This is a genomic window from Verrucomicrobiaceae bacterium, from assembly GCA_016713035.1.
Lineage (GTDB): Bacteria > Verrucomicrobiota > Verrucomicrobiia > Verrucomicrobiales > Verrucomicrobiaceae > Prosthecobacter.
The window spans coordinates 65,079-83,024 of the sequence record JADJPW010000004.1 but is presented as its reverse complement, the minus strand read 5'-3'; the positions used below and the strand labels follow the sequence as shown (position 1 = coordinate 83,024).

The 17,946-nt window shown below is 58.8% G+C and carries 20 protein-coding genes and 4 pseudogenes; 4 read left to right on the top strand and 20 right to left on the bottom strand.

The annotated features are described in order from the left end of the window. Positions 1 to 134 precede the first annotated feature (134 nt). Positions 135 to 737 (top strand): hypothetical protein, encoded by a 603-nt coding sequence (locus IPK32_14475; protein ID MBK8093148.1) that lies wholly within the window; start codon positions 135 to 137, stop codon positions 735 to 737. Between the two features lie 62 nt (positions 738 to 799). Here IPK32_14475 and IPK32_14470 read toward each other — a convergent pair whose 3' ends face one another. The 4 genes from IPK32_14470 to IPK32_14455 all read right to left on the bottom strand — a co-directional run bounded on the left by IPK32_14470 (position 800) and on the right by IPK32_14455 (position 4,086). After that, positions 800 to 1,087 carry a hypothetical protein gene (locus IPK32_14470; protein MBK8093147.1) on the bottom strand — a complete coding sequence of 96 codons (288 nt, stop codon included), beginning with the start codon at positions 1,085 to 1,087 and terminating at the stop codon, positions 800 to 802. 246 nt (positions 1,088 to 1,333) lie between these two features. Further along, complete coding sequence (locus IPK32_14465; protein MBK8093146.1) at positions 1,334 to 2,437, bottom strand: hypothetical protein; 1,104 nt, start codon at positions 2,435 to 2,437, stop codon at positions 1,334 to 1,336. 14 nt (positions 2,438 to 2,451) lie between these two features. Next, a complete protein-coding gene (locus tag IPK32_14460; protein ID MBK8093145.1) occupies positions 2,452 to 3,771 on the bottom strand; it encodes a hypothetical protein in 1,320 nt (439 codons plus the stop codon). Between the two features lie 93 nt (positions 3,772 to 3,864). Then, positions 3,865 to 4,086, bottom strand: coding sequence for a hypothetical protein (locus IPK32_14455; protein MBK8093144.1), 222 nt, complete (start codon positions 4,084 to 4,086; stop codon positions 3,865 to 3,867). A gap of 388 nt (positions 4,087 to 4,474) precedes the next feature. On the opposite strand from IPK32_14455, the pseudogene menB reads away from it, so the two are divergent. Further along, a pseudogene (menB, locus tag IPK32_14450) lies at positions 4,475 to 5,285 on the top strand (1,4-dihydroxy-2-naphthoyl-CoA synthase). Between the two features lie 266 nt (positions 5,286 to 5,551). Beyond that, positions 5,552 to 6,454, top strand: a complete 903-nt coding sequence (locus tag IPK32_14445; protein MBK8093143.1) for an aldo/keto reductase — start codon at positions 5,552 to 5,554, stop codon at positions 6,452 to 6,454. A 120-nt stretch (positions 6,455 to 6,574) separates the two neighbouring features. Here the strand turns inward: IPK32_14445 and lepB are convergent, their stop codons facing one another. From lepB to IPK32_14415, 6 genes and pseudogenes are all read right to left on the bottom strand, one after another. Continuing rightward, on the bottom strand, positions 6,575 to 6,979 hold the full coding sequence (lepB, locus tag IPK32_14440) for a signal peptidase I (GenBank protein ID MBK8093142.1): 405 nt from the start codon (positions 6,977 to 6,979) through the stop codon (positions 6,575 to 6,577). Beyond that, entirely contained in the window at positions 6,895 to 7,164 is a 270-nt protein-coding gene (locus IPK32_14435; protein MBK8093141.1) for a hypothetical protein, read from the bottom strand. Before IPK32_14435 ends, lepB begins: the two co-directional genes overlap by 85 nt. Beyond that, positions 7,161 to 7,917: pseudogene (locus IPK32_14430) on the bottom strand (creatininase family protein). Before IPK32_14430 ends, IPK32_14435 begins: the two are co-directional and overlap by 4 nt. 124 nt (positions 7,918 to 8,041) lie before the next feature. After that, positions 8,042 to 8,539: a hypothetical protein gene (locus IPK32_14425; protein ID MBK8093140.1), complete on the bottom strand. Its 498-nt coding sequence runs from the start codon at positions 8,537 to 8,539 to the stop codon at positions 8,042 to 8,044. An 849-nt stretch (positions 8,540 to 9,388) separates the two neighbouring features. After that, positions 9,389 to 9,952, bottom strand: coding sequence for a hypothetical protein (locus IPK32_14420; GenBank protein MBK8093139.1), 564 nt, complete (start codon positions 9,950 to 9,952; stop codon positions 9,389 to 9,391). 157 nt (positions 9,953 to 10,109) lie between these two features. Then, positions 10,110 to 10,995, bottom strand: a pseudogene (locus IPK32_14415) (sodium:solute symporter family protein). 196 nt (positions 10,996 to 11,191) lie between these two features. On the opposite strand from IPK32_14415, the pseudogene IPK32_14410 reads away from it, so the two are divergent. Beyond that, positions 11,192 to 11,429, top strand: a pseudogene (locus IPK32_14410) (ferredoxin). Positions 11,430 to 11,502: 73 nt separating this feature from the next. Here IPK32_14410 and IPK32_14405 read toward each other — a convergent pair. The 10 genes from IPK32_14405 to IPK32_14360 all read right to left on the bottom strand — a co-directional run bounded on the left by IPK32_14405 (position 11,503) and on the right by IPK32_14360 (position 17,919). Then, positions 11,503 to 11,724: a hypothetical protein gene (locus IPK32_14405; GenBank protein MBK8093138.1), complete on the bottom strand. Its 222-nt coding sequence runs from the start codon at positions 11,722 to 11,724 to the stop codon at positions 11,503 to 11,505. Further along, positions 11,721 to 12,497: a hypothetical protein gene (locus IPK32_14400; GenBank protein MBK8093137.1), complete on the bottom strand. Its 777-nt coding sequence runs from the start codon at positions 12,495 to 12,497 to the stop codon at positions 11,721 to 11,723. The genes IPK32_14405 and IPK32_14400 overlap by 4 nt, the downstream gene beginning before the upstream one ends. A 186-nt stretch (positions 12,498 to 12,683) precedes the next feature. Further along, on the bottom strand, positions 12,684 to 13,694 hold the full coding sequence (locus tag IPK32_14395; protein ID MBK8093136.1) for a hypothetical protein: 1,011 nt from the start codon (positions 13,692 to 13,694) through the stop codon (positions 12,684 to 12,686). Then, positions 13,604 to 13,966 (bottom strand): hypothetical protein, encoded by a 363-nt coding sequence (locus tag IPK32_14390; GenBank protein MBK8093135.1) that lies wholly within the window; start codon positions 13,964 to 13,966, stop codon positions 13,604 to 13,606. The genes IPK32_14395 and IPK32_14390 overlap by 91 nt, the downstream gene beginning before the upstream one ends. Beyond that, on the bottom strand, positions 13,963 to 14,889 hold the full coding sequence (locus IPK32_14385) for a hypothetical protein (protein ID MBK8093134.1): 927 nt from the start codon (positions 14,887 to 14,889) through the stop codon (positions 13,963 to 13,965). The genes IPK32_14390 and IPK32_14385 overlap by 4 nt, the downstream gene beginning before the upstream one ends. 102 nt (positions 14,890 to 14,991) lie before the next feature. Continuing rightward, the gene (locus IPK32_14380) at positions 14,992 to 15,486 is read right to left on the bottom strand and encodes a biopolymer transporter ExbD (protein ID MBK8093133.1); all 495 of its coding nucleotides are present in this window, start codon (positions 15,484 to 15,486) and stop codon (positions 14,992 to 14,994) included. A 6-nt stretch (positions 15,487 to 15,492) separates the two neighbouring features. Beyond that, entirely contained in the window at positions 15,493 to 15,870 is a 378-nt protein-coding gene (locus IPK32_14375) for a biopolymer transporter ExbD (GenBank protein ID MBK8093132.1), read from the bottom strand. Between the two features lie 154 nt (positions 15,871 to 16,024). Further along, on the bottom strand, positions 16,025 to 16,531 hold the full coding sequence (locus tag IPK32_14370; protein ID MBK8093131.1) for a MotA/TolQ/ExbB proton channel family protein: 507 nt from the start codon (positions 16,529 to 16,531) through the stop codon (positions 16,025 to 16,027). After that, positions 16,515 to 16,886 (bottom strand): hypothetical protein, encoded by a 372-nt coding sequence (locus IPK32_14365; GenBank protein MBK8093130.1) that lies wholly within the window; start codon positions 16,884 to 16,886, stop codon positions 16,515 to 16,517. The genes IPK32_14370 and IPK32_14365 overlap by 17 nt, the downstream gene beginning before the upstream one ends. A gap of 25 nt (positions 16,887 to 16,911) precedes the next feature. Beyond that, a complete protein-coding gene (locus IPK32_14360) occupies positions 16,912 to 17,919 on the bottom strand; it encodes a hypothetical protein (GenBank protein MBK8093129.1) in 1,008 nt (335 codons plus the stop codon). Positions 17,920 to 17,946: the final 27 nt, after the last annotated feature.

The window sequence follows — 17,946 nt, the reverse complement described above, 5'->3', positions numbered from 1 at the left end:
TAGCCCACGTCACTTTCCCACCACCTCACATACCTTCTGGTGAACTTGAAAGACACAGACCCGCGTGTGCGAGAGGTGTCGCTGGCACCTTTTGCACGATCTACTACCCCGCAATGTATGGTTTTGCACGCTCCTTGGGTCTAAAGGAACCGGATGCGCAGGATCGCGTGCAGGACTTCTTTGCCGAGGTGGTGAAGGACGACATGCTGCGAAAATTTGACTCCAATCGTGGTGCTCATCTCAGCCACTGGCTGATGAAATGCTTCCGCAACATCGACAGCAATCATCGGCGAGCACACAGTGCGGTGAAACGCGGAGGTGGTGGGATTTTTGTCGAGTTCGATCCTGAGCATGCAGCGCATAGCTTTCGGGCGGCACACATAGCCCATCTAGCTCCAGAGCCTACTTTCGATCTGATGTTAGCGCGTGAAATCTGGCGGGCCGCGCAAAAAGCCCTGCAAAATAAATATGACGGGAAAGGGCATGAGGATCTGGTGGCAGACTTGCTCCCACTAGTGCTCACGGATCGCTGGCCGCCGCGCCCCGCCCCCAGCCAGGAGGAGCTAGCGGCTCGTCACCAGACTTCATCCATGCGGCTCAAGGCCTTTTTTAATCGCACCCTGAAGACCCAGGCAAGAAAGCATTTTGATCACGAAGCCGCTCTCGACTGCCCGGGCATCACGGAATCGGACATCCAGCACCTCTGGAACCTCCTATGCAAGTATGGTGAGGAATAACGCCCCCACCTCATTTACGAATTAACTCAGGAGGGCCACCCCGGGGCGTTGTTCCGATGTTTTTAGCGGTCCGAATGCTTGTAAATGAGCATTTGGTCCTCCTGGCGAAACTCGAGATAGGGTTTGGCGGCTTCGGCCTCTTCTGGAGTGCTGTCCACGACAAAGCGATTGTTTTTGAATGGCCCACCACCGTTAACCCCAGTGAGCATGAGCTCGACGGCACGATCCACGGTCTTCACGTCTTCGAGTTCGCTGGCTCCGCTCGCTACCGCGGCGTTGAAAACTGAGCACAGCGGTTGGGCGCTGCGCCTGCTTTTCGCCACAGCCGCAGCGGCACGACTTTCTTCCATGTCTTGCTGTGTGGGGGCGCTTCGCGGATGTCGCTGGTCGTTTGCGGAGTGAAGCGGAGGGTTTTGATGAGCGCATCAAATTTAAGGTAAGGCCTAACAGCCGCAGTCTCCGCTGGTGTGGTCTTGAAGTAGAATCGTCTGCCTGCAAACACGCCAGCTCCCTCCACGCCGGCATTCAGGAGCTGGATCACATCTTCCAAAGTGTGCGCATCCGCGAAGTTCGATGTGCTTCCGGCTGTGGCCGTTTCATAAGTGGCTGCCAAGTCGATGGCCTTGCGGCTCAGCCTGAGTGGCAGAGATTTCGGAAGGGGGACTCTGCCGCACTTCACGGCTCACGTTCATCACATTGGGACGCGTTTCGTTGCCGGACATGGAGGGGCGGCTGGCACCGGAGGAGAAGCTTAGGGTTTTGGTGAACGAGTCAAATTTGAGGTAAGTTTTGGCGGCCTCGGACTCTCCTGGTTTGGCTCTGGTGTAGATGCGTTTGCCTTCAAATGCTCCGGCTCCGACCAATCCGTCGGTGGTCAGACGTTCGACCACCTGATCGAGAGTCTGAAGCTGATCGATATCCTTCGAGCCTATCGCTACGGCGGCGTCAAAGACGGCGACCAGCCTTCTTGCGACCTGCTGGGCTTCGTGGGCTGTGACTGCGACGGTGCTTTGGGGTGCCTGGGAAGTCTGATTGGCCCTGAGTTTAAGATTGTACTCGCTCTGGCTCATGCCGTCTGGAGTGAGGGTCAGGGTATGCTGGATCAAATCCATGGTGAGGTGGCGTCTGGCGGCCGCAGCTTGTTCTGGCGTGGTCTTTGCGACGAAGACTTTGCCTGCGAATGCTCCGCTACCATTCACCCCTTTATTCAGACGCTGGATGGCTTCTTCCACGGTCTTCACGCTGTCGAGCTCGGTGTTACCTGTCGCCTTCACGGTGGCGAAGACGGCGGATAAGCTCCGTGCTGTGCGCAGTGGATCGGTATCTGAAGCCGCGAATTGGATGGGAGCCTTGGGGTTCGGCCAGGGCGTCGTTTCGGGATTCACCAGCATGGCTAGCTCTTTGAGGCCTTCCATCGGCACGTCGGAGCCTTCCACTTTCACGGACTTTGGGGCATAGCGGAGGGTTTTGGTCTGCGCATCGTATTGGAGATGCTTGCAGGCCTCTGTGGCCAGTTCTAGCGTGGATTTTGAGATGAAGCGTTGGTCCTTGAATGCGCCACTGCCGTTCACCCCTTTATTCAGCCGCTGGATGGCCTCTTCGGCTGTTTTCACATCATCGAGCTCGGTGGTGCCAGTGGTCTTGGCAGCTTCAAAGACCGAGGCGGCTTGCTGTGCTGTGCGCCAGGCACTCGCGAGCACGATCTCGGCGTTGATTACGCGGACAAGTTTTCCAAAGCGGGTGTCTCCATGAGTTCTGCCTTGGTGGTGTATTGCAGTGTCCACTTCATGGTGTGGTACAGTTCGTCATTCAAAACCAGATCGGGATGCTTGTCGGCGTGGTCCACTAGCAGCGCAAAAGCGCCACTGCTGGTCTGGTTCTGCATGGATTTGCGCATCTTTATTGGCAGGGCGTTGAAAGCCTGTGCGGCCTGACAAACGTGCTCGACTCGTTGCACCGCGATTTTTCGGATGTAATCGCTGCTCCGAGACGGCATGGGCTGAGCGGCGGGAGCGACTTCTCGTGCGATTTCTGCCCTCTGGGCGCTTACAGGCTGGGTGGGGGCTCCCAGTTGAATGTCTTGCCCGTTTCGCTTCATCACGGCTTTGCTGGGGCTGGCCGCCATCACTAGATTTTGGAGCGGAAGCTTCTCTGTTACTCCAAAATCCTCCTCTTTGGCTTGGGAGGCCAGCTCACTGGCCAGCTTCAGAAAGGTGTCTTTGTCTGATGCTCCTGCTGGGACCGAGAACGAATCTTGGTTGAAGCGATCTTTGAGTTCCGTCTCTCCGCCTGCCACGAACATGTCCACCGAGATCGTCTTATCACTCAAACTGAAAATGGCAGCCACCCAGATCGGTCCTTGATTCCATATCGCTAGCAAATCACGCCCTCTCGCAGACTTACGGACTTCCTTGGGGGTTTGGAACTTTTCAGCCAGCCAGTTCACATACAGCATCGTTGACTTCGACCCGATGCTACAGGCCGTCTCGTAGTCGATCCTCACGACACGGCCATCTTTCGTGGCGATATTCTGGTGTGAAAAGACCCACTCCTCGCCGAAATAGTCCGCGCTGAACCACCTGCTTTTGGCTTCAGGCGGCAGGCGGTGGAGCAGGGGATTTCTCTCCAGGCCTCCTCGATCGTTTCGCCGATTTTCGTCCGAGGGCACGGGCAGGCAGGAACTTCTGCAAAAAGCATCATCGACAGACGGATTGGACGGCACGGCGGCACCCCAGACCTGCTCCAGCGGAGCGCTCAAGCTTTTCCGGTGGCCGTGGAAGGCTAGCCAGACGATGCCGCAATCCGCCGGCTCCTTCATAGATGCCGTCCAGGGGCTTTGCTTCACCGCGGCGACCACGATGCCCGTGCTCGTTTGAATCACAGGATCACCCACGCGGATGGCAGTGTAGGACTCCGCTTCCTCCAAGGTGAGCATCGCGCCGTCACTGATGGCATGGCCGGGCATGATCGGCCCACCAGGATGCAGATTGGTCAGCACGGCCTGCTTCGGGCCTTCGGCGGTGAGGAACGTCATCTCATCCTTGTAAAGGATCAGGGTAGCGGCAGACGCTCACGCACCAGCGGCACGGCCCCTGGTGGCAGCTCCGCTTCCCACACCCACATCATGCTATGCGGCATCCGGTGGGCTCCGCAACAGTGGCCCCAGCTTCACCAACTGGCCCTTATACCGGATTTCGCTCGGTCCGCGATCGTACTGCTTTTCGAAACCCAGCGCCAGAGCCGTCTTGTCGCCCAGTTTGATGAAAAAGGCATGGGTTCCCTCCTTGTGAGTGTCATTGTCGTTATGAAAGACGTCGATGTCGTTTCCGATGACATCAGCAAAGGACACATTCGCCGGCAGCGGCAGGGCGGAATGTTGCGACCTTTCGATGTGTAGCTCCCGCACCCTCGGGGTCCACCGGTGGCCCCTCCGCCCAGAGGGATAGAGAACCCACCGCTAGAAATGCGAACAGCCCCCACAGACTGGAGAGAGGGGGCCTTTTAGAGAGGGGACTCTTAAAGCGAGTAGGGGAGACAGGACGGAGCATATTACATTATAATTACTATAATTTAAATGCGCAACAATTTCGCCCTACTCGCCTCACATCCACTTTTGCTACATCGGCATCCTCATCTGTGCGTGTAGGGAGGTTTTGGCGGGCCTGAAATTCCTGATTTTAGATTCCTGATTCCTGATTCAAGGTGGCGGCCCATTACGAATACAGGAATCAACGACCATGTGGACCCCCATCAAAACCTTCACGGACATTAAGCTGGAAAAAACCAGCGACGGCATCGCCAAGATCACGATCAATCGCCCAGAGGTGCGGAATGCGTTCCGGCCGCTGACGGTGCGGGAGTTGCTGGAGGCTTTTGACATCGTGCATGAGGATCGGGACGTGGGGGTCATTATCCTCTGCGGCGAGGGGCCGTTGGCGTTTTGCAGCGGCGGGGATCAGAAGGTGCGTGGGGAAGCTGGCTACGTGGGTGATGATGGCGTGCCGCGTCTGAACATCCTGGATGTGCAGCGGAAGATCCGCACCGCCGAAGCCAGTGGTGGCGATGGTGGCGGGCTATGCCATCGGCGGCGGGCATGTGCTGCATGTGGTGTGCGATCTGTCCATCGCGGCGGATAACGCGAAATTTGGCCAAACAGGGCCGAAAGTGGGCAGTTTTGACGGTGGGCTGGGCAGCAGCTATCTCGCCCGCATTGTGGGCCAGAAGAAGGCCCGCGAAATCTGGTACCTCTGCCGCCAATACGATGCGCAGCAGGCGCTGGACATGGGCCTGGTCAATAAAGTCGTCCCCTTGGCCGAACTGGAGAGCGAAACGCTGCAATGGTGCCGCGAAATGCTCCAGCACAGCCCCATGGCGCTGCGCTGCCTGAAAGCCTGCCTGAATGCAGACTGCGACGGTCAGATGGGCCTGCTCGATCTGGCCGGAAATGCCACGCTCCTCTACTACATGAGCGAGGAGGCTCAGGAGGGAAAAAAGGCCTTCGTGGAGAAGCGGAAGCCGGATTTCTCTCAATTTCCGAGGTATCCCTGATGTGGCTACCTGGGCAAAGAGAATCATTAAGTGACACTTTGAGTAATATACTCAAAAAGTAACATGAGGGCTACGAAGAGCTAGCCCGCCGCCACGTGTAAAGCTGGCGCTGAGGCGCAGATGCCGTTCCAGCCCGAAACCATCGGTTGTGCCGGGAGACCGCGCTGTCCGGCTTTACCGCAGAGCTCACGCGACAGGCGGAAAAAAGACGGCGTGACACTCGTCGAAGGCCCGTTACTGAGTTGGTAAGCTCGTCTTTTTATTCCATGACTCGTCACCGCATTTCTCCGAACGGCCCTGAATTCTCCCGCCTCATCTATGGCACTTGGCGCATCCTCGATGACGCAGATGCCGCCAACAAGACTCCCCAGGCACTGCTGAGCCGCTTCAAAGCCTGTGCGGACATGGGAATCACCACACTGGACACGGCGGAGATTTACGGCCTGTACCATGTCGAGGAGGCGATCGGCGGTGCTTTGAAGCTCGACGGCGCTTTTCGCGACCAGATCGAGATCGTCACGAAGTGCGGGATCTATGTGCCCTGCGATTTTCACCCCGAGCGCAAAACGGCGCACTACAACCTCACCGCTGCACGCATCGTGAAGAGTTGTGAGAAATCCCTGCGCCTCATGGGCATCGACCATATCGACCTGCTGCTCGTCCACCGCCCGGATTGGCTCACCAGCGCGGATGAGACTGCCGCAGGGCTGAATCAACTGCTGAAAGCCGGTAAAATCCGCTCCGCAGGTGTCTCGAACTACAATGTACATCAATTCGAGCTGCTGAACGCACGCATGGACCAGCCGCTGGTGACGAATCAGGTCGAATTCAGCCTCCTGCACATGGACCCCATCTACGACGGCGTTTTTGATCAGTGCCAGCGCCAGCGCATCCTGCCGATGGCCTGGTCCCCGCTCGCTAAAGGCGATCTCATGAAGCACGAAGGCCTCCTGGCGAAAGCTGCCGAGCTCAGCGCCAAGTATGGCGGTGCCACGCTCGATCAGCTCGCCTACGCCTGGATCATGGCGCATCCCGCCTGCCCGCTGCCCATCATCGGCACGAACAAGCTGGAGCGCATCCAGGCCTGCGTGAAAGCCGCCGGAATCCAACTCGAGCGTGAAGACTGGTACTCCCTCTGGGTCGCGGCAAAGGGGCACGGAGTGCCGTGAATAGAGAGTGCTCGTTACCAGTTCATGCACCAACACGGAATCTCCGCGAATGGTTCCACCGCCGCGTTGAACTTCAACCGCGCAATCACCTTCGGCCTGAGCGCTGTGTGGCGCTTCTGATTACGGTGCTATCTGGGGTTGGCTTTTCTCCGCTGTCGGTTGAGCGCGGATGAGGTGGAAGGCGTATTTCTGGAAGACGTTTTTCACGGGGAGAGGGCCCCAGTAGCGGGAATCAGAGCTGTTGCCGGAATTGTCGCCCATGACGAAGAGGTGCTCTTCTGGAACCTGGACGGTCTTTCCATTTTGAAGCAGCGCCATCGGTAGGTAGTGAATGTCAGCGCTGTCAAAATAGTCGGTCACGGGTTTGCCATTGATGTGAAGGGCTTCGCCACGGAATTCGAGCGTGTCACCAGGTTGGCCGACGACTCGCTTGATGTAAATCATAGGCTGCGTCTGAGTCTGAGGCATGAAGGCGGAGGCAATCCCTGCGGTGGTGAAAACAACAACGTCGCCCCTATGCGGCAATCCTCGGCGAATGGAAAGGCCTCTGCGACGACACGATCGCCTTTCTGGATGAATGGGGCCATGCCATTCTGTGGCACATGATAGATGCCGATCATGCCGGATAATCGCAGCGTGATGACACCCGCGATGGCGACTCCGCTGATGGCGCAGAAGCCCATGGCGACGATGAATAGCCAGCGTTTCACCCTTCCCAACTCCTTCCGTCCCAGGCGATGACGCGGTCGAGGAGGCTCACGATGGCGTCGGTGAAGGTTTGGAAGAGGATCTCGCCTTTTTCGGCGGTGGCGAGGCGTGGATCACCGACGTGGCCGGGCTCGCTGCGGTCGGGCATGGACCAGCCGCGTGTGGCGGGCTCGAAGGGGTTGCCAGAGGGCACTCTGCGTCTGGGCGGGATCGCTGACGAGCTCTGGGCGCAGTCGCAGGACCATGCTGGTCTCCCATTCGCATGCGTGGCCCATGACACGCTGCTGGATGCTGGGATCACGCAGCCAGGGCTCTGCGCCGAGATGCCAGTAGGTGGCGAAGAGGAGAAGCAGGCCTTTCCGCTGACGGTGGCGCTGCCGTGTCTCGAACACTGATTGTTTTCCAGGCACATCGTTGCCACCGTGGCCATTGATGAAGATGAGGCGGCGAAAGCCGTGTGTGATGAGGTTTTCCAGCAGGCCATTGAGCAGATCGAGATAGACGCGTGGCTCGGCGGAGAGGGTGCCGGGGAAGTCCATGTGGTGGTGGGAATTCCCCAACCACATGAGCGGGGCGATGAGCACACGCGGGCCCATGCGCTGCTCCACGCGGCGCATGAGCTCCTGGGTGAGCATGCTGTCGGTAAAGACCGGCATGTGCCGCCCATGCTGCTCCAAGGCGGCGAGTGGGAGGAGCACGGGGGTGTCGCGATCGAGGGCGTCGATCTCGTTCCACTTACAATCGGCGAGCTGCATGGCGCGGTGGAGAGTTTCGGTAGCTGTTACTTCAGCTCAGTGATGACAAAGGAGTGATCGACTGGGCGTAGCATGCGGCGCACGTTGGCGTCCTGCTTGGCGTGCTCGGAGGCGAGCTTTTGCTTCAGTTTTCCAGCGCGGCGGCCACTTTTGGCTCTGCGGCGGCTTCTGCGGCGATGATACGCATGTGGGTGACGATGCTCTTGATGAGCAGGGTCTCAAAGGCCTGTTTTTGGCCGATAGCGGCGACGAGGTCGGCGAAGGGGCGGTCGAAGGGTGTTTTCGCAAACGCGGCGGTGAGGTTCACACCGGCTTCGAGCTGCTCGTGGGTGAATTCCTTGGTTTCGGTGCCCCAGGCGACTTTGGCCTTCGCTGCGGTCATGTGGGTGACTTTGAGCGTGAGGCGGTTCAGCTCTTCATTGAAGGCGGTGAAGGGGAGGATGCTGCGGGTGCCGTTGGCATCAGTTTTGTCGCCATCGAAGCAGAAGGGCCACTTGGTGCTGGCGAGTGTGACGGCGCCGCCAGTGCCTTTTTTGACTTCGTGACCAGCGGTGGCGGTGGTGGGGCCTTGCAGGTCGATGGTGATGGTGCCGATCTCGCCATCGAGGCCGAGGGCCTTCAAAAAGCCTGCGCCATGAGGAGCTGGCCGGAGGCCGCAGGGTGGAATCCATCTCCTCCAAAGGGGCCGTAGCCTTTGCCGAGGGCGGCTTTGGATTTCACCAGTGCCGCGATCATGGTGTCGTGCACGTTGGCAAAGGCTGCTGGTTCTCGGTGGCGAGTTTTTCGGCGATGCTGCGCAGTTGCGCGAGGTTTTCATTGTATACTCCGCCCTGGATGGTGGGGCGATTGAAGTAATCTGGATCGACCGCTCCGGGCGAGCCGACGGCGATGTGTTGACGCCGACCTTTTCAGGCCAGCGATGACGGCACGCATGTTTTTTCATACTCGGCACCGATCTCGGGCACGTAGGCTTTGTAGCTGCCGTCGTTCATGCCGTAGCAGGTGGTGGCGACATTGGGCTTAAAGACGGCGAGGTCATTCTCCAGCCGCGCGGCGAATCCACCGGCCCGCTCGCCGCCCCAGCCGAATTGGAAGACGTGGATGTCACTGCGCCCGGTGCAGGCGAGGAGGTATGCCTCAATGAATTTGGAGTAGAGCTTCTGCTCCGTGATGCTGTCGCCGATGATGGCGACGCGGGCTTTGGAGGGAGGGCGGTGGCAGCGCGGAGGGTAGCTGCGGTGACGACGAGGAGGCTGAGGAGCGTGGGGATGCGCATGGCGGGGCTTTTATCGCTGAATCTGGCGCAATCTGGCAAGATTTGTTTCGCCGCGAGTGCGCTGCCGTCATGTGTCACGCTGCTTTAGGCGTCGGAGCATCTCGCGGATGTCCCCCGCGCCTTTGATGGAGACGTAGAGAGTGACGGTGCTATACCAGAGCAGGCAGGCGAGTGTGAGGATGAACCAAAAAGTGGTCATATGGCTTTGGCGGAGGGTTTGAGCAATGAACCGGCGATCATGCCGAGAGCTGCCGCGATGAAGGCGGCGATGCCTGCGGCATCTTTGCCGATGCTGGCGGCGAAGGCTGCTGTGGAGGGCATTTTCTCCAGGGTGAGATGTGCCACAGGTACGGCGGCACCGAGTAGAATGCCGCAGATGGCCCCCCAGTCATTCGCCCGCCGCCAGTAACAGCAGGCGATGAGCAAGACGGACATGCTACTGAGGTAAATGGAGCCTGTGAGCAGCAAGTACGACCAGACATTCCCCTCAATGTGATAAAACAGGCCAAAGATGAGCAGATAGAGGCCGATGAGGGCGACGATGCAGCGATTCCACCGGATGGCGCGGTCATCTGGCCATGGGCCACGGCGAAAGGGAGCGAGGATGTCATGGTAAATGACGCTGCCCCAACTGAGCATGTAGCTGGAGTTCGTGCTCATGTCGGCCGCGAGCATGGCGGCGATGAGTAGCCCCATGAGTCCTACGGGCAAAAAGGTGCTGAGAAAGCGCGGCATGGCTAGCAGGGAGGCATCTGCCATTTTTCCTGTGCTCCTGCGGCAGCGCTGCGGTCTCCTCGGTGCTGAGGGCGGCCAGTGGTGCTCCGACGGCGGAGGACTGGATTTTTTCTGCCACAGCGGCGGGGATAGCCGCGCGGTCTGCTGGAGAGAGCTCCTGGAGCGGTGCCCAGCCCGCTGCTGAGAGAGCGGCGATGCCCCAGATACCCGGCAGCAGAAAGCGGCATACGAAAAAGAAGCTGGTGCGGGTGTAGATGCGCTGACTGGTCTCACTATCCCGCGCAGAGAGGATGCGCACGATCACAGCCTGCCAAGTGAGTGCAGCAGCGGCATTGGCGATGAATTGATTCGCGAGAAAGGTCCAGCCCAGTGCCGGATTGGCCAAGGGACTGAAGCCGCCTGCTCCGTGGTGCCGCCGCACGGTGTCCACCAGGGTGTCCCAGCCGATGTTTTTCAAAATGAGCGCACTCACGATGAGTAGCCCGGCGCTCATGACGATGAATGCAGATAATCAGTGACTAGCACACTGAGCATGCCGCCGAGCACGGTGTAGATCACCACCATGAGCAGCAGCGCTGCCATGATGAGCGTGAGATGCACCAGATCGAAGCCCGCCACGGTACAGAGGAATTTCCCGCCGATCTGGAGGAACACGCCCATGTTTAGTAGCCCGCCTAGCACGATGACGATGCCGCTGAGCCAGCGCACCTTGCGGCCAAAGCGGCTCTCAAACATCTCTGGCAGTGTCATGGCTCCTGCTTGGCGCAGGGGCTTGATGCAGAATCCGCTCCAGCCGATGAGCAACATCGCCAATGCAGAGCACAGACCCGGCACCGCACCGCTGAAGCCCTGTGTGTAGCCTGCCTGCGCCGTGTACATGCAGGTGATGATGCCGAATTCTGTCGCGGCGAGTGAGGCGATCCCCAGGTGCAGATTCATCTCACGTCCGGCGACGAGGTAGTCCTCCAGTTTCCCGACGTAGCGCCGCATGGCGATGCCTGCGGCCATCGTGATGAGTGATACAGCCCCACGATGCTGCCGTCATAAAGCCAGTGAAAGTGCGTCATGATAAAGAAGGAAAACAGGCCCCAAGGGCTGCTTTATGCCGCCAAGGCCGAAAAAGGACAAGATTTCTAGAATGGGGCATCATTGGGCATTTTCGGCCTGCTGGAGTTCCGGGCTCATTTTGGGCTTAAAAAGCCATTGAAACAGCAGAGTCGGCCTCTACTGTCCACGCCCTCTCAATCCTACCCCCTTCCTTTGATGGCTGACGCAGCGAACAAATACTCCCAGAACGTGTCCGGCGCTTACTATGTGGACGATCAGTGCATCGACTGCGACCTCTGCCGTGAAACTGCTCCCGCGAACTTCAAACGCGATGACGACGGCGGTCATTCCCTACCTGTTTAAACAGCCAGAGAATGATGAAGAGACGAAACTCTGCGAGGAAGCCCTCACTGGCTGTCCTGTGGAGGCTATCGGTCGTGACGGCGAAGGCTGATCCGCCGGCTGTTTTTGATCGCTCCCCTCTCAGTGTGTGCCTCCATCAAGGCATGCCCGGGCGGCGGCTGAGTTTACTTGGTCTGACTGAGCACCAGCCAGCGTGGCTCGATCACCTCTTTGATCAGCAAGCATTGATCTGACTGTGCATTTTCTGGGTAGGCGACACGCATCGTGTAGCCAGATAGTGCGCTACCAGCGGCGGTGCCAGCGAGCTGCGCAGAGAGCCAGCGCCCCAGCTCCGACTCACGCTCGGCGAAGCCGTAGAGTGTGTCCACACCGTTCGGGCCGATCATTTTGACGCAGAGGTAGCGATTACTGTCTGTGAACTCGTAGTTGTAATACTCAAGAGTCGCACAAAGGCGCGGATCATCACAGGCTCGATCGGGCGGCTTCGCTTCAGCTCGGCGAAGCTCTGTTCGCAGCGGCCGATGACGCTTTCCCAGTCAATAAGGAAGCTGCCTTTGTCTCCACGGCGCATGGCGATTTCGAGCAAGCCTGTGGTGCGCGTGCTCTTGTAGCTGAAGTAGAGAATCTCGTGTCCTTCAATGAGCAGGCGCTTTTTATCCAATAGCTCCCCGTGATCTGGGTCTAGCTCGTGATCGATTTCGTAATACTGGCGCATGTAGGGCTCTATCCGCCCGGCTTCGAAGACCAGTGGCAGGCGATCCTTCACATCCTTGGCTACCCAAAACTTCTCTAGCGCCTGCTCGGCCTCTTTAAAGTCAGGTGCGTCCATCTGCGGTGTCAGTTCTTTGGCGAGGGCTAGCCTGTGGCTGCTGGATTTAGTCTCTGAATTGGCGACGTGTGGCGTCGTCTCGTTCAGACCTACGGGAGAAGTCTGCTCCATGTCATCGCTGAGGATGCCCGCATCAGCATCAAGGCCAAGTTTTTCCATCGCCCGAATTTTCGCTTCTTGTTGCTGTGCTCGCTCCAGGATCATCGTGCGGCGTTTGACCTCGTTGCCAAACCACTGCCAGCCAGCGACCAGACAGAGGATCAAACACACGCAGAGTGTCGCAGCCACGCCGATGAAGGCACGGTGGGGAGCTACAGAGCCGGTGGTCATGATGTTGACAGGCGGAATTGATTCTGGGAATCGCAGGGAAGAGGGCGAGAACATGGCTTGGAATCTGCTCATTCTCAAGCAATTAGACTCTTTTCATGCTTCGAGTGCGTGATGTGTTTTACCAGAAGCAAAAACGGCCCGCGTTCGTGATAAACGCGGGCCGTGCTGGCAGAGAACTGATTCGGCTTATTTGTCGAAGAAGGACTGCTCTTCGGTATCCGCGACTTTGAGGTAACGGTAGTCCACCTCGAGCTGGAGAGTGCAGAGGCACTGGCGGTAGATGTCATCTGCGGCGTCACCGGCTGCGTAGTTCGGGCGGCCACGCTTGAAGGAGCCGTCTGGCTGCGCTGCGGAGAGGATCTGGGGAAGGAATTGCTGATTATAGAACTTCCACTCTTCACCACCGACCTGGAAGAAGGCCTGGGTGTAGTAGTACCAGCAGTAGAGGTTGCAGTTCTTGTTCCAATCGAGGGGCTCTGCGGCGAGGAACTCATGGAGGAACTTGACAGCCTTCTTGGTGGAGGAGGATTTGTTCTTAGCCATGGTTTCGTTGGCAAGGATGCCGACGCCTGTGAGGGACCACTGATTGTAGTGGGCGTCGCGGTTGGCACCGCCGAAGCCGCCGTCTTTGGTTTGCATGCCTTCCATGTATTCCAGCATCTTTTTGATACAGCCTTCGAGGCCGTCGATCTTGAGTTTGGTGTTTTTGGCGGCTTTGATGGCCTGGAACTGCCAGCCTACGACGGAGAGGTCATTCGCGCCTTTGTTATAGACGATTTCTTTGCCACCGTAGCCCCAGCCGCCTTTGGCGGACTGGTTTTCGATGATGATTTTGACGCCTTTTTCAAAGGCCTCACGCATGCCGGGGAGGGGCTTGGCTCCGAGACGGGCCAGGGTGTACATCTCGCCGAGTGCGTAGGTGGCGATGCCGTGCTCATAGGTGCCTGCGCCGCCTTTGCCGCCCTGCCAGCCTTCAGTGATGAGGCCGTGGGGATTCTTTTTGCTGAGCTCGATGAGGTAGTTGATGCCTTTGAGGACGGTGTCGCCGTAGAAGGGGCTTTCGGGAGTCTCGCAGCGACCGAGGAAGCAGAGGAGGGAGAGGCCGGTCATCGCGGCTTTGTTTCCACGGCCCCAGGAGCCATCGGCGTTCTGTTTGTTTTTGAGCCATTCGAGGAGGCACTCCCGACAGCTTCGCACTCAGGATTGCCGCCGGTTTGGCGGAGTTTTCGAGACGCTCGGCTGGTGCGCAGCGGCTGCGCATGGAGGAGAGGGAGTGCGGAGAAGCCGGAGGCTCCGCCGATGCCCATTCCTTTGCCGAAGCCACCGCCCATACCGCCGCCGCCGAAGCCGCCGCTGCTCATGGCACCGCCACCGACGGAGCTCATGGCATCCGGGATGTCGAGAGAGTCAGGTGGGGCCTCTGGGAGGGAAATCTCGGCATTCACGCTAGTGGTGACGATTTTCTTCATCGGCGTGGTTTTGCTGATGGAGGAGCGTTTTTCTGCTGGACCTTGTGCTGGAGGTCCTGGCTGGCCTGCTGGCCCTGCTGGGTGCCGCCACCGGGGAGGAAATCGACCTGTTTTTCGACCATTTGATGGGCGACGACGATCAGGCCCATGGCGATAAGGATACCGGCATGGACAAGGATGGAGAAGCCGAGGGAGCCCGCTCCGATTTTTTTCCAAGTGCGCATGAAGGCACTCTGTGGCTTGGATTCAAAGTGGTGGACGGCTTCTGGATGGAAAAGCTCCTCGGCAGGGATGGCGTGGACTTCCTCATGACCATGGGCGGAGTCATCGGCGATAGCGACGGCTGCGACGACGGGTGCTGGAGCCTGCACTGCGGTTGCGACTGGGGCAGCGGGTGCCTTTGGCGCGGGTGCGGCGGGTGCTGCAGGTGCCTTTGGCGTGGGTGCGGAGGGTGATTTCGGAGCTGGAGCCGCAGGTTTGCCAGTAGGGGCGGATGCTGGGGCGGCAGGGGCAGGCGTCGCAGGAGCGGCTGATGGCGCGGGAGGCGGCATGACGGCCGGCATCGGCATGGTGCTCGGAGGTGGCATCATGCCAGGGTGCATCGGATAGCCCTGGGGATAACCGGGCATCTGCGGGGGGTAGCCGTAGCCTGGTGGCATACCGGGCATCTGCGGCGGATAGCCCTGGGGTGGCATGGGATAGCCCTGCGGCGGCATGGGATAGCCCTGGGGGTAGCCCTGCTGTGGCATGGGATAGCCTTGGGGATAACCCTGGGGGTAGCCTTGCATTTGCGGTGGGTAGCCCTGCGGCGGCATGTATCCCGGTGGCATCATGGGCTGGGTCGCTCCAGGATGCTGCGGATAGCCGGGAGTATCTGCTCCTGGCTGCTGCGGTGGCTGCTGATTGGGGTCCGGATTACTCATAAAAGGATAGTCGTGCTGATGCGGGTTGCAGGGAACACTCGCGGGGTTGGGCGTTTCTTGGGGTAAAAGAGAAACTTTTTTCAGTCCGGTGTTCAGGAATAATTAGAATCCAGCGTCGCTGCCGACGGTGAAGGTGACATTTGCGACCTTGGCGATGGCGAGGGAGTTCAGCACGTCGATGACGCGCTCGTATTTGGCCTGCTCCTCAGCCTCGATGGTGACGATGACTTTGGCGTTGCGGTTGTCAGCCTCCTGTTTCAGGCGCTTGAGCGTCGCGGTCATGTTGGGGAGCTTGTCGAGCTCGGGCGGGACGGGGCGGGCAGGGGGAGGATTGTCGAATTCCTCTTCGTTCATGAGGACGATGCCGGATTCCTCGATGTTGATGATGATTTCATCAGGCATCTCCGTGGGGGCATCGGCGCTGGCGGGGGCTACGCCTGGGAGCTGGCTTTTGAGCTCCATTTCTTTCTTCTGGGAGCCAGCCATGACCATGAAGAAGAGCATGATGACGAAGACGACGTCGATCATGGGGGCGATCTGGAAGCCGAGAGCACCACTATCGTGCTCGATCTGGCGGTGTTTTCCGGGGGCGGACATGGATTTTTACTGGTTGAGGGCTGAAAAGGAAATGTCGTCGATGCCGGCCTGGGCGACCATGGCCATGACGCGTTGGATTTCGACGGCGGGGAGGGCTTTATCACCGCGGATGATGACGCGGTAGGTGGGGACTTTTTCTTTGTAGCCGCGCAGGATGTCAGAGAGGGAGTCGAGCTCTGCAAAGGGCTTGTCCTGATACATGATGACCGACTGCTGGCGTTTGTTATCCCAGCGGACGTTGACGATGGCCTCGTTCGTCATGTCCTTCTCCTTCTTTTTAGCCGCGCCAGCGATGGGCGGAGTGATCTCCTTGTCGATCTTGGCCACCTGAGAGGAGGTGATCGACATGAAGAAGATGAGTAGTACGAGGAGAACGTCAATCATCGGAGCGATTTGAAACTCCGGTTCGCCTGATTCCATGCTGCCGCCGCCGCCGCCCATATTGGTATAAAAGTTAGTGGTTTAAAAGTGAGAGATAAATGGGGAGCGGTGGTTCTGAGGCCACCGCCCCGGTCGTTGAATACTAAAAAGATCAAACTCAGGCTGCCGCAGGTGTCGCGGGGTGTTCACCACCACCTGCGACCCAGTTTGGCACAGCGGCGTAGAATTCTTCCTCGCCGACGTGGGCACCTTTCAGGTGATCATAAGGCATTTTGCGGAAGAGGGCGGAGACGACTTCTTGGAGCACGCCCATGCCGCCCTGGAGGCGGTTACGCAGGAAGTAGAACACGAGGAAGGCAGGAACGGCGATGACCAGACCCGTGGCAGTAGCGACGAGCACCTCACCGATGTGGCCAGAGAGAGCACCCACGTCGGAGGCACCAGATTTGCCCAACTCGGCGAACGCGCCTTTCATACCAGCCACCGTACCGATCAGACCGATCATGGGAGTGCAGACCCCGATAACGGAGAGGTAGTTGATGCGGGTCTGGATGGTGGCGTTGACTTTATTGATCTCGCTGAACATCGCGGCGTCCACGGCATCGTGGCCGTCACCGGCGAAGCTGAGGCAGACGCGAGAGACGTCACTAAAGGGGGGAGGCATTGCTCTTGGCGAACTGGTAGGCTCCGACGTAGTCACCACCACGGAAGAGGTCCTGCATTTGGGCGACTTGGGCTGGAGGAGCCACTTTCTTGGCACCGGTGCGGCCCCAGAGATCCACAGTGAGCCAGACCATGACGATCGAGCAGATGAGCAGCGGGTACATGACCCAACCACCCTGGACGAAGAGCGTGATGAGGGAGTCTCCTTCTGGATGTGCCTCAGCGGCGGCTGCGGCAGCCTCCTGGGCGGAGGCGAGACCGGTCATGGCTGTGAGGGCCAGAAGTGGGAGGTAGCGGACGAGGCTGTGACGGTGGGGGCTGGTCATGGTATTAGCAGGGTGGAGGGGGTGCATCATGGGGTATTGGTTGGAAAATGTGGAGCTATTTTTTCGCTTCGGTGCTGGATTTCGCGGCATCTGCTGCTGGGGCGGGGGCCTCGGCGGGCTTTGCGGCGTCTGCGGGGGCTTGTTCAGCGGCAGGTTTTGCGCCTTCAGCAGGCTTTTCGCCCTCTTTGGCATCGCCTTCTTTCTTGGCGGGTTCTTGATCTTCATTTTTCATGCCAGCGATGGAGGCTTTCTCCTTGGTGGCACGCTCGGCGATCTGGGAGCCGGGGTAGCTTTCGATCAGGCGGCTGAAAAAGGATGTAGCGTCTTCGTAGCGCTTCATTTTGACCAGCATGGTGGCGGCCTGGAGCTCTGCCTCCGGCACACGCTGCACCTGGGAGCCGTAAAAGACGGGGATGCGCAGGTAGGCGAGCAGGGCTTTTTCCCACTCTTTCTTCTTCACATGCACATCGGCGATGATGTTCCAGATGGAGGCTCCGATGGCGCTGTCATCGGTCTCTTTGAGGATGCTCTCTGCCTCGCTGACGATGGTGATGTAGTCGCTGGTGGTCTGGCGGTCGATATCGAGCTGGATGATGCGCAGACGCATCTTTTGGGCATCGGTGAGCTTCAGCAAGCGTGCAGAGGGCATGAGCTTGATCACATCATCGAATTTTCCGCCGCTGTTGAGGGCCTCGATGTAGGCGAAAAAGATGTCCACATACCAGTTTCCTTCGACTTCCTTGAAGTGCTCAAAGAAGGCCTTGCCCTTCGCTAACACAGCGATGGCTTCTTCCACTTTGCCTTTGGCGAGGAGATCGGACGAATCGGTCAATTCTGCCGGGTAGGGCCACTCCAGGGATTCGATATTGGCCCGCATGATCTCGGAGGTGGCCGTGGCCTCGCCGATCTTGATGGTGCGGGTGATTTTCCCCTCTGGAGTGATGGAGAACTCATTGGCGAAGACTTTACTGCCATCCTTCAGCACGATGGCCTGCGCAGAGGCAGAGCCTGCCGCGAGGAGGCTGAGGACGGAGACTGTGAAAATGGCGAGGAGGCGCTTCATCGGTCAAAAAAGGGGCAAAAGTGGCTT